15 protein-coding genes are annotated in these 14,721 nt (G+C 52.5%); 4 read left to right on the top strand and 11 right to left on the bottom strand.

Features of this window, described 5'->3' with window-relative positions:
- Window positions 1–205 precede the first annotated feature (205 nt).
- A complete protein-coding gene (locus E0D98_RS14885) occupies window positions 206–505 on the top strand; it encodes a DUF406 domain-containing protein (protein WP_000655986.1) in 300 nt (99 codons plus the stop codon).
- Window positions 506–531: 26 nt separating this feature from the next.
- Complete coding sequence (uspD, locus tag E0D98_RS14880; protein WP_000323556.1) at window positions 532–960, top strand: universal stress protein UspD; 429 nt, start codon at window positions 532–534, stop codon at window positions 958–960.
- Between the two features lie 4 nt (window positions 961–964).
- Here the strand turns inward: uspD and fpr are convergent, their stop codons facing one another.
- The 4 genes from fpr to glpF form a co-directional block, all read right to left on the bottom strand.
- Entirely contained in the window at window positions 965–1,711 is a 747-nt protein-coding gene (gene fpr / locus E0D98_RS14875; RefSeq protein WP_000796320.1) for a ferredoxin--NADP(+) reductase, read from the bottom strand.
- A 96-nt stretch (window positions 1,712–1,807) separates the two neighbouring features.
- Window positions 1,808–2,818 carry a class II fructose-bisphosphatase gene (gene glpX / locus E0D98_RS14870; RefSeq protein ID WP_050877051.1) on the bottom strand — a complete coding sequence of 337 codons (1,011 nt, stop codon included), beginning with the start codon at window positions 2,816–2,818 and terminating at the stop codon, window positions 1,808–1,810.
- A 134-nt stretch (window positions 2,819–2,952) separates the two neighbouring features.
- The gene (gene glpK / locus E0D98_RS14865) at window positions 2,953–4,461 is read right to left on the bottom strand and encodes a glycerol kinase GlpK (protein ID WP_000136788.1); all 1,509 of its coding nucleotides are present in this window, start codon (window positions 4,459–4,461) and stop codon (window positions 2,953–2,955) included.
- Window positions 4,462–4,483: 22 nt separating this feature from the next.
- Window positions 4,484–5,329 (bottom strand): glycerol uptake facilitator protein GlpF, encoded by an 846-nt coding sequence (gene glpF / locus E0D98_RS14860; RefSeq protein WP_000084268.1) that lies wholly within the window; start codon window positions 5,327–5,329, stop codon window positions 4,484–4,486.
- Window positions 5,330–5,753: 424 nt separating this feature from the next.
- Between glpF and zapB the strand changes: the two genes are divergently transcribed.
- Entirely contained in the window at window positions 5,754–5,999 is a 246-nt protein-coding gene (gene zapB / locus E0D98_RS14855) for a septal ring assembly protein ZapB (protein ID WP_001296623.1), read from the top strand.
- An 84-nt stretch (window positions 6,000–6,083) separates the two neighbouring features.
- Here the strand turns inward: zapB and rraA are convergent, their stop codons facing one another.
- The 7 genes from rraA to priA all read right to left on the bottom strand — a co-directional run bounded on the left by rraA (window position 6,084) and on the right by priA (window position 14,049).
- The gene (gene rraA / locus E0D98_RS14850) at window positions 6,084–6,569 is read right to left on the bottom strand and encodes a ribonuclease E activity regulator RraA (RefSeq protein WP_000872908.1); all 486 of its coding nucleotides are present in this window, start codon (window positions 6,567–6,569) and stop codon (window positions 6,084–6,086) included.
- A gap of 92 nt (window positions 6,570–6,661) precedes the next feature.
- Window positions 6,662–7,588 (bottom strand): 1,4-dihydroxy-2-naphthoate polyprenyltransferase, encoded by a 927-nt coding sequence (gene menA, locus E0D98_RS14845; RefSeq protein ID WP_000139496.1) that lies wholly within the window; start codon window positions 7,586–7,588, stop codon window positions 6,662–6,664.
- 66 nt (window positions 7,589–7,654) lie between these two features.
- Window positions 7,655–8,986: an HslU--HslV peptidase ATPase subunit gene (gene hslU / locus E0D98_RS14840; protein ID WP_001293341.1), complete on the bottom strand. Its 1,332-nt coding sequence runs from the start codon at window positions 8,984–8,986 to the stop codon at window positions 7,655–7,657.
- A 9-nt stretch (window positions 8,987–8,995) separates the two neighbouring features.
- Complete coding sequence (gene hslV, locus E0D98_RS14835; protein WP_000208242.1) at window positions 8,996–9,526, bottom strand: ATP-dependent protease subunit HslV; 531 nt, start codon at window positions 9,524–9,526, stop codon at window positions 8,996–8,998.
- 92 nt (window positions 9,527–9,618) lie between these two features.
- Window positions 9,619–10,578 carry a cell division protein FtsN gene (ftsN, locus tag E0D98_RS14830; RefSeq protein WP_000068834.1) on the bottom strand — a complete coding sequence of 320 codons (960 nt, stop codon included), beginning with the start codon at window positions 10,576–10,578 and terminating at the stop codon, window positions 9,619–9,621.
- 91 nt (window positions 10,579–10,669) lie between these two features.
- Window positions 10,670–11,695: a DNA-binding transcriptional regulator CytR gene (cytR, locus tag E0D98_RS14825; RefSeq protein WP_000644904.1), complete on the bottom strand. Its 1,026-nt coding sequence runs from the start codon at window positions 11,693–11,695 to the stop codon at window positions 10,670–10,672.
- A gap of 155 nt (window positions 11,696–11,850) precedes the next feature.
- On the bottom strand, window positions 11,851–14,049 hold the full coding sequence (gene priA, locus E0D98_RS14820; protein ID WP_001297074.1) for a primosomal protein N': 2,199 nt from the start codon (window positions 14,047–14,049) through the stop codon (window positions 11,851–11,853).
- A gap of 202 nt (window positions 14,050–14,251) precedes the next feature.
- Between priA and rpmE the strand changes: the two genes are divergently transcribed.
- A complete protein-coding gene (gene rpmE, locus E0D98_RS14815; protein ID WP_000710769.1) occupies window positions 14,252–14,464 on the top strand; it encodes a 50S ribosomal protein L31 in 213 nt (70 codons plus the stop codon).
- Window positions 14,465–14,721 lie beyond the last annotated feature (257 nt).

The raw sequence follows: 14,721 nt of genomic DNA, 5'->3' as shown, positions 1-14,721 counted from the left end.
ATATATCTCTTACTGCTATTTTTTTCCGGGATTGTTATTTCCACGATGCAAATGACAATGCCCGGAAAATCCTTCTGAACTCTTCACCTTAAGCAATATCAAAAAAAATGGTAATCCATAAGATCATTACTTGTTTGTTCTTCCCTTAACGGCGCATTATTCTTAAGTCGTAATCGACAGAGAGGCGAATATACAGAGGTGCCCTATGAAAGATGTCGTAGATAAATGCAGTACTAAAGGATGTGCGATTGATATCGGTACGGTGATTGATAACGACAACTGTACCAGTAAGTTTTCGCGCTTTTTTGCCACCCGCGAAGAAGCAGAGTCCTTTATGACCAAACTGAAAGAGCTTGCCGCCGCTGCATCCTCTGCAGATGAAGGGGCCAGCGTGGCCTATAAGATTAAGGATCTGGAGGGGCAAGTTGAGCTTGATGCGGCCTTCACTTTCTCATGCCAGGCCGAGATGATTATTTTTGAGTTATCACTGCGTTCGTTAGCTTGATGGAGTTGCTTTAGAAGGAGTTAAACATGGCTTATAAACACATTGGCGTGGCAATTTCCGGGAATGAAGAAGATGCCTTACTGGTGAATAAAGCCCTGGAGCTCGCCAGACATAATGACGCTCACCTGACGTTAATTCATATTGATGATGGCTTGAGCGAGTTGTATCCGGGTATCTACTTCCCTGCAACAGAAGATATTCTTCAATTGTTGAAGAATAAGTCGGATAACAAGCTGTATAAACTGACGAAAAATATTCAATGGCCGAAGACAAAACTGCGTATTGAACGCGGAGAAATGCCGGAAACACTGCTGGAAATTATGCAAAAAGAGCAGTGCGACCTCCTTGTCTGTGGTCATCACCACTCATTTATCAACCGTTTGATGCCGGCATATCGCGGGATGATCAATAAGATGAGTGCGGATTTGCTCATCGTACCGTTTATCGATAAGTAACCGCTTACCAGTAATGCTCCGCTGTCATATGGCCCGGTCGGCGACGTAAATGTTTCGTCATCTGCCGGGTCTCTTTCAGCAACTGTTGTGTATCGCGCACCATCTGTGGATTGCCGCACAGCATCACATGGCTGGTTTCTTTATTCATCGGCAGGCCAATCGCGCTTTCCAGTTCCCCGCTTTCAATTAACGCCGGTATCCGCCCGGTGAGCGACCCCGCTGCCGTTTCCCGACTGACCACCGTCTGAATGCGCAGTTTGCCTTCGTAGCGTTTTTCCAGTTCTTGCATCAGTGGCAAATAGCTTAAGTCGGCGGCATAACGTGCGGCGTGAACCAGGACCAGATTTTTGAAGCGATCTAAATCTTTGCCTAGTTGCAGAATCGATAAATAAGGGCCAATCGCTGTACCGGTTGCCAGCATCCATAGCGTTTCGCAATCTGGTACTTCATCGAGCACAAAGAATCCTGCCGCTTCGCTAACCACCTGCACTTCATCGCCTGGTTTCAGTGCCGCCAGTCGTGGGCTTAATTTGCCATCGGGGACGGTGACCAGGTAAAACTCCAGATCGGGATTATCGGGCGAGTTTACATAGGAGTAGGCGCGCTGGACGCGTTCGCCGTCGATTTCAAGGCCAAGCTTGGTAAATTGCCCGGCGGTAAACGGAAGCACGGGGGCGTGAACGGTGAGACTAAACAGGGCGTCGGTCCAGTTCTGCACTTTAGTGACTTTGCCTGTTACCCAATCAGCCATGTTTTTCTCCTGTTTTGATTGACTTGCCTTATCTTCGTTCTCCGAACAAAAAAATTCCAGTCCCGAAGGACTGGAAGGCTCAATCGATCAAATCAATCAGAGGATGTGCACCTGCATTTCCGGGTCTTTGCGATCCAGATAGTGGATGGACTGAATGCGGCGAATGGTGCGTGACTTGCCGCGGATCAGCAGCGTTTCGGTAGTCGCGATATTGCCTTTGCGGCTAATGCCTTCCAGCAGATCGCCTTTGGTAATACCGGTGGCAGAGAAGATGACGTTATCGCTGCGCGCCATATCGCCCAGGCGCAATACTTTACCGGCTTCGATGCCCATCGCTTTGCAGCGTGCCAGCTCCTGCTCGCCAATGCGACGATTCTCTTCGTTGTCGCCTTTGACGTCATGACGCGCCAGCAGACGACCGTTCATGTCGCCATCTAATGCGCGGATCACCGCCGCAGAAACTACGCCTTCCGGCGCGCCACCAATACCGTACAGCACGTCAACTTCGCTGTCTGGCATACAGGTGAGAATTGAGGCCGCAACGTCGCCGTCCGGAATAGCAAATACGCGTACGCCGAGTTGCTGCATTTCAGCGATAACGGCATCGTGGCGTGGTTTAGCCAGAATCGTTACCGTCAGTTCGCTCAACGGTTTGCCGAGCGCCGCCGCTACATTGCGCAGGTTATCCGCCAGCGGCAGGTTCAGATCAATGGTGCCTTTGGCTCCCGGCCCGACAATCAGCTTCTCCATATACATATCCGGCGCATTGAGGAAGCAGCCTTTATCGCCTACTGCCAGCACCGCCAGCGCGTTAGCCTGGCCCATCGCCGTCATGCGCGTGCCTTCAATCGGATCAACAGCAATATCTACCGCGTCGCCGCGACCAGTACCGACTTTTTCACCAATGTAGAGCATCGGTGCTTCGTCGATTTCACCTTCACCAATGACGATGGTGCCGTCAATGTTGACCTGGTTGAGCATAATACGCATGGCGTTTACCGCCGCGCCGTCCGCGGTGTTTTTATCGCCGCGTCCTAACCATTTGTAGCCAACCAGCGCCGCTGATTCGGTGACGCGGGAAAATTCGATGGCAAGTTCTCGTCTCATAGCAAACTCTAAGCAGTAAGGAATGGCGCGAAGTGTAGCACAGGGGATGGGAGGGATTATTGATGTGTGCGGGGTTGCCCCCGCACGTTTCGGGACTACCGGATGCGGCATAAACGCTTCATTCGGCATTTACATTATTCGTCGTGTTCTTCCCACGCCATCGCGCGTTTAACCGCTTTTTTCCAGCCTGCGTAACGGTAATTACGCTCAGTGGTTTCGATGCCTGGACGGAACTCGCGCTCAATCACCGCTTTCTCTTGCAGCTCGTCGAGGTTCTGCCAGAAACCGACCGCCAGACCAGCAAGATAGGCCGCACCCAATGCAGTCACTTCGCGAACTTCCGGGCGCTCAACGCGGGTGCCGAGAATATCGGACTGGAACTGCATCAGGAAATTGTTTGCTACTGCGCCACCATCCACGCGCAGGGCGTGCAGACGGATACCAGAGTCGGCCTGCATCGCTTCCAGCACGTCACGCGTCTGATAAGCAATAGACTCCAGCGTCGCGCGGATAATGTGGTTAGCGTTCACCCCACGAGTCAGACCGAAAATCGCCCCGCGCGCATACGGGTCCCAGTACGGCGCACCCAGCCCGGTAAATGCCGGAACCACATACACACCATTGGTGTTTTGCACTTTGGTGGCGAAATATTCGGAATCGTAGGCGTCGTTAATCAACTTCATCTCATCGCGCAGCCACTGAATGGATGCGCCTGCCATAAACACCGCACCTTCCAACGCATAGTTCACTTCGCCAGTCGGGCCGCAGGCGATGGTGGTCAGCAGGCCGTTTTCTGATTTCACCGCTTTCTCGCCAGTGTTCATCAGCATAAAGCAGCCAGTGCCATAGGTGTTCTTCGCCATCCCTTCTTTCACGCACAACTGACCAAACAGCGCGGCCTGCTGGTCACCGGCGATCCCGGAGATTGGAATACGCGTGCCGCCTTTGCCGCCAATGTTAGTCTGACCGTATACTTCGGAAGAACGACGCACTTCTGGCAGCATCTCGCGCGGAATATCCAGCACTTCCAGCATTTTGTCGTCCCAGTCCAGGGTATGGATGTTGAACAACATGGTACGAGAGGCGTTGGTGTAATCGGTCACATGGACACGGCCCTGAGTCATTTTCCAGATAAGCCACGTATCAACCGTACCAAACAGCAATTCACCACGACGTGCACGCTCGCGAGAGCCTTCCACATGGTCGAGGATCCACTTCACTTTGGTGCCAGAAAAGTACGGGTCAATCACCAGACCGGTATTGCTGCGGATATAATCTTCTAAACCGTCACGTTTTAAATGCTCGCAGATTTCTGCGGTACGACGGCACTGCCAGACAATGGCGTTATAGATAGGCTTGCCGGTTTCTTTTTCCCAGACAATAGTGGTTTCACGCTGGTTCGTAATACCGATAGCTGCAATTTGATCGGAACTGATATCGGCTTTCGCCAGCACTTCTACCAGCGTGGAGCTTTGGGTGGCCCAGATTTCCATTGGGTCGTGTTCTACCCAACCTGGTTTTGGGTAGATTTGCTCAAATTCGCGCTGCGACACGCTAATGATATTGGCATCGTGATCCATTACGACCGCGCGGGAGCTGGTGGTGCCCTGGTCGAGCGCAACGATATATTTTTTTTCAGTCATGTTTAATTGTCCCGTAGTCATATTACAGCGAAGCTTTTTGTTCTGAAGGAGTTGTGGTTTCCTTTTCTTCCACAACACAGATATCGCAAGGCAAATGGCGACCAATCAGTTTGCGGTAGGCAAATGCACCTACAATCGCGCCAACGATAGGGCCGAAAAGCGGCACCAGGAAGTAAGGAATGTCTCTGCCGCCGGTAAAGGCGACATTGCCCCAGCCCGCCAGCCAGGCAAAGACTTTCGGACCGAAGTCACGCGCTGGGTTCATGGCAAAACCTGTCAATGGGCCCATAGATGCGCCAATGACCGCAATCAGTAGACCAATCAGCAAGGGAGCCAAAGGGCCGCGTGGTACACCGTTGCCATCGTCCGTTAACGCCAGGATCAGCCCCATCAGAATAGCGGTAATCACCATCTCAACTGCGAAAGCCTGCACAAAATTGATATGAGGATTAGGGTAAGTAGAGAAAGTGCCAGCCAGATCAACACTTTCAACGCTGCCGCGAACAATGTGATGAGTCTGCTCGAAGTCGAAAAATAAATTGTAGTAAAGCCCGTAAACTAAAGCCGCAGCACAGAAAGCGCCGGCAACTTGTGAAACGATAAAAGGAATAACTTTGCGCTTGTCGAAACAGGCAAACAGCCACAATGCAATGGTAACAGCGGGATTAAGATGCGCGCCGGAAACCCCTGCGGTCAGGTAGATGGCCATTGCCACCCCCAGTCCCCAAATGACACTGATTTCCCACTGACCAAAAGACGCACCAGCGACTTTTAGTGCTGCAACGCAACCCACACCGAAGAAAATCAACAACCCGGTACCGAGGAATTCAGCAATGCACTGGCCTTTCAAGGTTGATGTTTGACTCATAATCGGATCCTGAAGAGTTAATGTTTGTTGTATGCGTGAAAGTCACGGACCTCCACGATGCTTGTAGGCATGCTGTAAACTTATCGTTAACGAGCAAAAACGAGAAATATCGAACTTAAAATGTGTGTGCTTCGTCATAAAATGAGCGTTATCGCGCCATTTATTCCATCTGATTGTACATGATGCATGTTTGTTAGATCATTCGCGCAACAAATTTATTAACATTTTCGATTGATGTGGATTATGTCACCAGGAGAAGGATGAAAAGTGTGGCAAACCGTAATCTGCAAGGCGTGCCGCTGGACAGCGATGGCGCGGCTTCATACAATCGGAGCTAACTAAAGTGCGCTCGTATTTATTAAGGCGTCACCGGTAATCGGGACGAGGATTTTTATCCATCAACGCCTTGCAATTCAGGAGAGGTATGACAATGTCATTAGAAGTGTTTGAGAAACTGGAAGCAAAAGTACAGCAGGCGATTGATACCATCACTCTGTTGCAGATGGAAATCGAAGAGCTGAAAGAAAAAAACAACTCACTGTCGCAGGAAGTTCAAAATGCCCAGCATCAGCGCGAAGAGCTGGAGCGTGAGAACAACCATCTGAAAGAACAGCAGAACGGCTGGCAGGAACGTCTGCAGGCCCTGCTGGGTCGCATGGAAGAGGTCTGATTACGCTTCATCTTCCGCGTAATTTCTTTACTGTGTAGGCCAACAGGTAACGCAGAAAAAAGGCACCTTGCGGTGCCTTTTCTATCATTCAATATCCAGCGGATCTTCAGAAAGAATAATCCCGGTATTGTCGGCATAAAGATGGTCGCCGGAGAAGAAGGTGACACCGCCAAAATTGACGCGGACATCGCTTTCGCCAATGCCTTCGCCAGCGGCACCAACCGGAATTGCCGCCATCGCCTGGATGCCGATATCCAACTCTTCCAGGTCATCTACCTGACGCACCGCGCCGTAAATGACCAGACCTTCCCATTCATTTTGTACTGCCAGACGCGCCAGTTCAGCATCGACCAGTGCGCGACGAACAGAACCACCGCCATCGACGACAAGAACACGACCACGGCCATTCTGTTCGAGCAGATCGTACAGCAACCCGTTGTCCTCGAAACATTTTACCGTGATTATTTGTCCGCCAAACGACGCCCGTCCGCCAAAGTTGGAGAACAGCGGTTCCACGACGTTAACATCTTCTTGATAGATGTCACAAAGCTCGGAAGTATCGTATTTCATAGGCTTAACATTCAGTTGCTGCGAGAATTTTCAGTATATCGCGCTATGTGGGCTGTTGGCAAAATCATCAATTGTTAATTGATATTTGTCAGTTATGCTGCCCACTGGCTTAGGAATATCCCTAAAACAAACAGCAGGTTAGTCAGTAACGCTCCCTTGACAGTACGTTCCAGCATTGGTCGCATCGCCACCGGGTCCATTTCCCGCATCACATAACGGGCTTGCTTCACCAGTAATGGTGCCGCCAGCAGGAACAGCCAGCCCCACAGGCTATGCAGCGAAAAGAGATTAAACAGCGCCAGACACACCAGCGAGCCCATCAGCAGGCAGGCATGATAACGACGCGCGTTCACTTCACCTAAGCGCACCACCAGCGTGTTTTTGCCATTTTCGCGGTCGCTATTGATATCACGCAGGTTATTAATATTCAGTACTGCCGTTGCCAGCAGGCCGCATGCGGTCGCCGGAAGGATCAGTGCCGGAATCAATGTATGAGCCTGTAAATACCAGCTCCCCATGACACTCAACCAGCCAAAGAAAACCAGTACGGAAATATCACCCAGACCGATATAACCATAAGGACGATTGCCCACGGTGTAGGTGATAGCGGCAATGATCGACAACCCGCCAAGAATCAGGAAACCGACAAAATCGGCCAGCGTATGGCATGCCACTGCAACCAGTGCCAACCCGGAGAGACAGATGAGCACGACGGTAATAATGAGCGCCCGTTTCATCTCTTGCTGGGTAATGACCCCTTTTTGCATGCCGCGTAGCGGCCCAATGCGGTCAGGTTTATCGCTGCCTTTTACCGCATCGCCGTAATCATTGGCGAGGTTAGAAAGGATCTGTAATAGCCCGGCGGTAATTAGTGCCAGCAGGGCGACCAGCGGATCGAAGTGACCTTGCCACCATGCCAGCGCCGTCCCGACGATAATTGCAGCAAAGGCGAGGGGGAGGGTTTTAGGTCGTAAACTTTCCAGCCACGCCTGAGTTCGGCTAATTTGTTGTTCAGTCATAATACGCGCCAATAAAAATGGGGCCTTTCAGCCCCATCAAACAATGATGAAAATGATTGAACGCGATTATAGGATAAAACGGCTCAGATCTTCATCTGCCACCAACGCATCCAGATGTTTGCTCACATAATCTGCGTCAATAGTGATATTTTGACCGCTTAAATCGCTGGCGTCGTAGGAAATCTCTTCCATTAAACGCTCCAGAACAGTGTGTAAACGACGAGCACCGATGTTTTCGGTAGATTCGTTCACCTGCCATGCCGCTTCCGCGATGCGCTTAATACCGGAGTCGGTAAACTCGATATTTACGCCTTCAGTCGCCATCAGTGCTTTGTACTGCACGGTGATAGAGGCATTCGGCTCGGTCAGAATACGCTCGAAGTCGCTGGTGGTCAGTGCCTGCAGTTCAACGCGGATTGGCAGACGACCTTGCAGTTCCGGGATTAGGTCAGACGGTTTCGCAATCTGGAACGCGCCAGAAGCGATAAACAGAATGTGGTCAGTTTTGACCATCCCGTGTTTGGTGGAAACGGTGCAACCTTCTACCAGCGGCAGCAGGTCACGCTGAACGCCTTCACGAGAAACATCCGGACCGGAAGACTCGCCGCGCTTACAGATTTTGTCGATTTCGTCGATAAACACGATCCCGTGCTGCTCAACAGCGTCGATAGCGTCTTGCTTCAGCTCTTCCGGGTTCACCAGTTTCGCCGCTTCTTCTTCAATCAGCAGCTTCATGGCGTCTTTGATTTTCAGCTTACGCGCTTTTTGCTTCTGGCCGCCCAGGTTCTGGAACATGGACTGCAGCTGGCTGGTCATCTCTTCCATGCCTGGAGGAGCCATAATTTCAACGCCCATCGGTGCTGCGGCAAGATCGATCTCGATTTCTTTGTCATCAAGCTGGCCTTCACGCAGTTTTTTGCGGAATGCCTGACGAGCAGCGGACGGTTCCTGCTGCTGTTCGGTCTGTCCCCAGTTGTTTTTAGCAGGTGGGATCAGCACGTCGAGAATACGTTCTTCTGCCAGTTCTTCAGCGCGATAACGGTTTTTCTCGATAGCCTGGACGCGTACCATTTTCACGGCGGCATCGGTCAGATCGCGAATAATAGAATCCACTTCCTTACCGACGTAGCCCACTTCGGTGAATTTGGTCGCTTCAACTTTGATGAACGGCGCATTCGCCAGCTTAGCCAGACGACGGGCGATTTCAGTTTTACCGACACCGGTCGGGCCGATCATCAGGATATTTTTCGGGGTCACTTCATGGCGCAGCTCTTCGTTGAGCTGCATGCGACGCCAGCGGTTACGCAGAGCAATCGCCACAGAACGCTTGGCGTTGTCCTGGCCGATGATGTGCTTATCCAGTTCGCTGACGATTTCGCGTGGGGTCATTTCAGACATGGGAGATCCTTACGCTTTGTAGCTTAATTCTTCGATGGTGTGGAAATGGTTGGTATAGATGCAAATGTCGCCTGCAATATCCAACGCCTTTTCAGCAATTTCACGAGCACTCAGTTCAGTATTTTCTAACAGTGCACGCGCCGCAGCCTGGGCGTAAGGGCCGCCGGAGCCGATAGCAATAAGATCGTTTTCTGGCTGCACCACGTCACCGTTACCGGTGATGATAAGCGATGCAGTTTCATCCGCGACTGCCAGCAGTGCTTCAAGTTTGCGCAGCATGCGATCGGTACGCCAGTCTTTCGCCAGCTCAACGGCGGCTTTGACCAGATGGCCCTGATGCATTTCCAGTTTACGTTCAAACAGTTCGAACAGCGTAAAAGCATCCGCAGTACCGCCCGCAAAGCCCGCGATGACTTTGTCGTTGTACAGACGGCGGACCTTTTTCACGTTGCCTTTCATTACGGTATTGCCCAACGTGGCCTGACCATCACCAGCGATGACCACATGGCCGTTACGGCGTACGCTTACTATAGTTGTCACGAGCTGACCCCTTGGTTACGAATACAGAGTACAAACCCCGTACAAAAGTACGGGGCATAATGCAATTATAGATGGGGGGGATTTTGAGGGTTTCAACCCCCGGCGGCGAGCCGAATGCAGTTTGTATGACCCGCCATCTTCAACCGATTGAGGGTGCTGTCTGCGTTCTCTTTGCCTTTCACCGGGCCAATGACCACACGATTCCAGCCATTGTTGGTGGTGATTTTCGAGTCAAATCCTTCGAACGCCAGCTGAGCACGTACCGTCTCTGCCTGTTCCGCGCCTCTGAACGAACCGCACTGCACCATCCAGCGGCGTTCGTCTTTTTTCTCCGCCGTCGGTTTTGGCGCGTCAGCGGCACGAGCAACCGGCGCAGCTTGCTGCGGCTTCGACTGCGCGGTCGTGTGCGCAGGGGTTTGCAGCAGATCCTGGTACGGCTGCTGAGTAGAAGCCGGTTTAGACTGGCGCGGTTGCGCCTGTACCGGCGCGGCTTGCGACGTACGCGTCTGCTGCTGCCAGCTTTGTTCAGTCGTACGCGACTGCTGAGCCAGGCGTTGCTGCTCCGCTAATTGCTGCGCCTGACGCTGGCGTTGTAGCGTTTGCTGACGCTGTTCCGGCGTCTGTTCATTCCACGGAACTTCAACCAGCTGCGTTGGCTGCTGGCGCATATCAGCCTGCATTTGTTCAAGAAGCTGACGTTGTTCTGGTGTCAGTTGCTCCGGCGTTTTCACTTCACCACCGGCAGAAGGTTCTGTGGGCGCACGCACACCCGGCTGGCGACTTTCCAGCTCTTTAATGTAGCGCCAGCGTTCTTCTGGTTTTGGTGGTAGTCCGTTACCGGTCACTTTCTGGCTTTGCAGCGTCTCGGACTCTTCTTTCTTGTGATGCGTAATGAAGTACAGACCACCGATAAAGGTCACAAGAACGGCGGCAGCAATAGCGACCATAGCGGGAGAAACCGCAGGCAGATTTCGTTGCTTTTTCCGTGAGGTGCTCTTTTTTCGCCGCGAAGGTGCCGGTTGGCTGCGGCGTACATAATCTCGTTGTGCCACTATCGTTTCGCTGTATTTATTCGTTCGTCAGCCCGCCATGTTACTTAAGCGGCGGGCCTTTGACCAGTCACGGCAGTCTTAAAGGTTTACTTTAAGGTAACGCGCGTGTTGATCCCCGGATGATAAGTTCGCAGTCCATTAAACGAGAGCCACTGCCAACGTGTTGCCCCTGCATTTGATCAAGCAATAACAGCATAGCTTCCCGACCGATTTCGTAACGCGGCTGCGCGATGGTTGTCAGCGGCGGATCACAAAATTGCGTCAGGTCGATGTTATCAAAACCGATTATGGAAAGGTCTTCCGGGACTTTCAGCCCCTGGCGTTTTGCCTGAGAAAGTGCGCCGAGCGCCATCACATCGCTATGGCAGAAGACAGCAGTAGGCGGTTGTGGAAGATCAAGCAGCTGCTGCATCGCTTTGCTTCCGGCTTCGAAGGTGAAGTCGCCACGGGCGATGTATTGCGGATCAACCATAATGCCGCAGCGACGCAGCGCCTGAACGTAACCTTGCAGGCGGTAGTGACACAGCGGCATCTCTTCGGGACCGGCTATACAGCCAATCCGTTTATGCCCTTGCTCATATAGATAATTTACTGCATCAAATGCGGCGGTCAGATTGTCGATATGAACTGTAGGTAGCTCCAGTTCCGGTGCGAATTCGTTCGCCATCACCATCGGCGGCAGATTACGCTGTTCCTCAATGCTGGCATCAAACGGCAGCCTTGAACCCAGCAGCAACATGCCATCAATTTGCTTGGTGATGATCAAATCGATAAAGGTTTTTTCCTGCTGATTTTGATGCGCACAGTCGCCAATCAGCACCAGATATCCGTGATTTGCCGCCGTAACTTCGATACCGCGAATAATTTCGCTAAAGAAGGGATCGCAGATATCCGGGACAATCACCAGAATGGTGCGGGATTCATTACGCTTGACGTTGCGCCCCATAGGTTGCGGTAAATAACCCACTTCCCGGGCCGCTTTTTCAACCCGATTACGGGTGGCCTGGGAGACTTTATCGGGATTCATTAATGCTCGGGAGACAGTCGCTGTAGAGACTTTTGCCTTGAGGGCAACGTCTTTCATGGTCGCGGCAGTTTCCTGCTTCTTCGCTTTCACACTCACTCCTCGCCTGGCACGTCAGGCGTACTACATCCATGTTTACTTCACATCGGCAACATTTTTAGCAGATAGCGCGTGAAAACGGTTACAGAATTTTCATGAAAAGTGTGATGAATATTGAATTTTTCGATCCGCCTCGCATCGTAAGCGGTTTAACCCTCAATCGGATCAACATCCAGTACCCATTTCACCTTGCGGGAATCCGGTATTGTATTGATGAGCGCCAGCGTACCACTAATGATGTGTTGCAAGCGCACGCGGGAAGGGTGCTGCAACAATATCTGCCAGCGCCAGCGACCGCCACGTTTAGGTGCCAGTGCCGGAACCGGACCGAGAACCCACAGTTTGTCGTCTGCCAGCGGGCTGGAGAGGATCAGATTACGCAGTTGTTGCAGGAACAGCGGCGCATGCTGATTGTTATGATCTTCCGCACGCACAATCACATGGCTGGTCCACGGCGGCAGCTGCATCATGCGTCGCTCAGCCAGCGCCTGTTCGGCAAAAGCGTCGTAGCCTTTATAGAGCAACGTTTGCAATAGCGGGTGTTCCGGATGATGCGTTTGCAGCACCACTTCGCCCTGTTTACCCGCACGCCCGGCACGGCCTGCTACCTGGGTGTATAGCTGGGCAAAACGCTCTGCCGAGCGAAAATCGGCAGAAAACAGCGCGCCGTCCACATCCAGTAACGCTACCAGCGTCACATCCGGAAAGTGGTGACCTTTCGCCAGCATTTGCGTGCCAATCAAGATCCTCGCGCCGCCGCGATGCACTTCCGCCAGTTGTTGTTCCAGCGCTCCTTTGCGGCTGGTGGTATCGCGGTCGATACGAGAAATGGGCACACCAGGGAACAGCGGCGCGAGCGTTTGCTCAAGCTGTTCGGTGCCCAGACCCACCGGCACCAGATGGGTAGAGCCGCAGGACGGACACTGGCGCGGTACTGGACGCTGACTGTCACAGTGGTGACAGCGCAAATGCTGTTGCGCCTGATGCAGCGTGTAGTAGTGATCGCAACGTGGGCATTCGGCTATCCAGCCGCAGTCGTGGCACAGCAGCGCAGGCGCAAAACCCCGACGATTAAGAAAGAGGATAACCTGATTATTGGCCTGTAAATGCTGGCGCATACGGGTGATTAACGCCGGAGCCAGACCTGCCTGCACCTTCTGACCTTTTAAATCCAGCACGTGTTGAATTGCCGGACGCGCATTCCCCGCCCGGCGCGTCAGGCGCAGCAGGCGGTATTTTTTCTGCTGGACGTTGCACAACGTTTCCAGCGCGGGCGTTGCGGAGCCAAGAATAATCGGGATTTGCTCGCTATGCGCACGATACACCGCCAGGTCGCGGGCATGATAGCGCCAGCCTTCCTGCTGCTTGTAGGAGCTGTCGTGCTCTTCATCAATGACAATCACGCCGAGATTTTTAAACGGCGTAAACAGCGCGGAGCGGGTGCCGATCACAATCGCCGCCTCGCCATTTTTCGCTTTCAACCACGCCGAAAGCCGCTCGCTATCGTTCAGGCCGGAATGCAGAACTTCCACGGGGGCATTAAAACGTTCACGAAAACGGGCGATAGTTTGCGGTGTCAGGCCGATTTCCGGCACCATCACCAGCGCCTGTTTGCCCTGAGCGAGCACGTTTTCCAGTACACTGAGATAAACCTCCGTTTTACCGGAACCGGTAACGCCCGCCAGCAGCCAGGCAGAAAAAGTATCTGCCGCGCTATGAATTGCGCCAACGGCGGTGGCTTGTTCGGTATTCAATCGCAACCGCTCACCAGAAACGGCATAGTTCGTTCGCCAGTCGCTAAACTCTGGTGTTTCACTTGCTAAATCACACAGACCTTTTTTGCGTAGCGCCTGCAACGCGGCATCATTAAATTCGAGCGTGGCGACCTGGTCGCGCCAGATTTTGCCTTGCCGTAACGCCGCCAGCGCCTGTTGTTGCTTGGGGGAGCGTTTCAGGCTGTTCAGATCCACCGCCTGGCCTTGTTCAGTGGCAAACCAGTACCACATCGGCGCGTTCGTCGCAGGCCGCCCCTGGCGCAGTAAAATCGGCAAGGCATGAAACAGCACATCGCCAATCGGATGATGATAGTAATCTGCCGCCCAGAGCAGTAACCGCCAGACGGAGTGAGTAAATACCGGCTCAACGTCCAGCACTTCCACTACCGCTTTCAGCTCGTTAAGCGGCAGCTCACTGACATCGCTAACTGACACCACAACCCCGATGCGCTCCTGCTGTTTGCCAAACGGCACGCGCACGCGACACCCGGCTTTAACCGTCATGCCTTCTGGCAGCAGATAGTCAAAGGTACGAGGAAGCGGAACGGGCAAGGCAACGTGGGCAACGGGCATAGCATCATCCTGACTTGAAATTCGGTGGGTTAGTATACACATTGCCGTAGAAGAGTGCGGATCAGTTTGCATACGCTGGTTAATTTCTGTATGATTTCGCGCCTTCGTACGAAATGATCGTATTGAAGCTATACTTTTAACATCGCGTGGTGTCTGGCGTTAGGGCTGGAAGAGCGACGCGGCCTTAAACCGAGGTTTTCCCATGAAAAAAGATATTCACCCGAAATACGAAGAAATTACTGCTAGCTGCTCTTGCGGTAACGTAATGAAAATCCGCTCCACCGTTGGTCATGACCTGAACCTCGACGTGTGCAGCAAGTGCCACCCGTTCTTCACTGGCAAACAGCGTGATGTTGCTACCGGTGGCCGTGTTGACCGCTTCAACAAGCGTTTCAACATCCCGGGCAGCAAATAAGACCGGATTTCCGAAAAAAGCGCCGCACGGCGCTTTTTTTGTGCCTGTAATTTGCCTTTTATAAATTCTGAAAAATTCCGGGGTGTTAACTCATTATCATTTCCTGTTGTTGACTGGCGCTAGGCTTCTGGTTCTTATTTATTTCAAAAGGATTTTACGATGAGCGGAAAACCGGCGGCGCGTCAGGGCGACATGACGCAGTATGGCGGTAGCATTGTTCAGGGTTCAGCCGGGGTGCGCATTGGTGCCCCCACCGG

The sequence above is a fragment of the Escherichia sp. KCJ4928 genome (assembly GCF_004352695.1).
GTDB lineage: Bacteria > Pseudomonadota > Gammaproteobacteria > Enterobacterales > Enterobacteriaceae > ECMA0423.
Note: the sequence above shows the minus strand (reverse complement) of the source record. Positions and strands in the feature narration are given on the sequence as shown.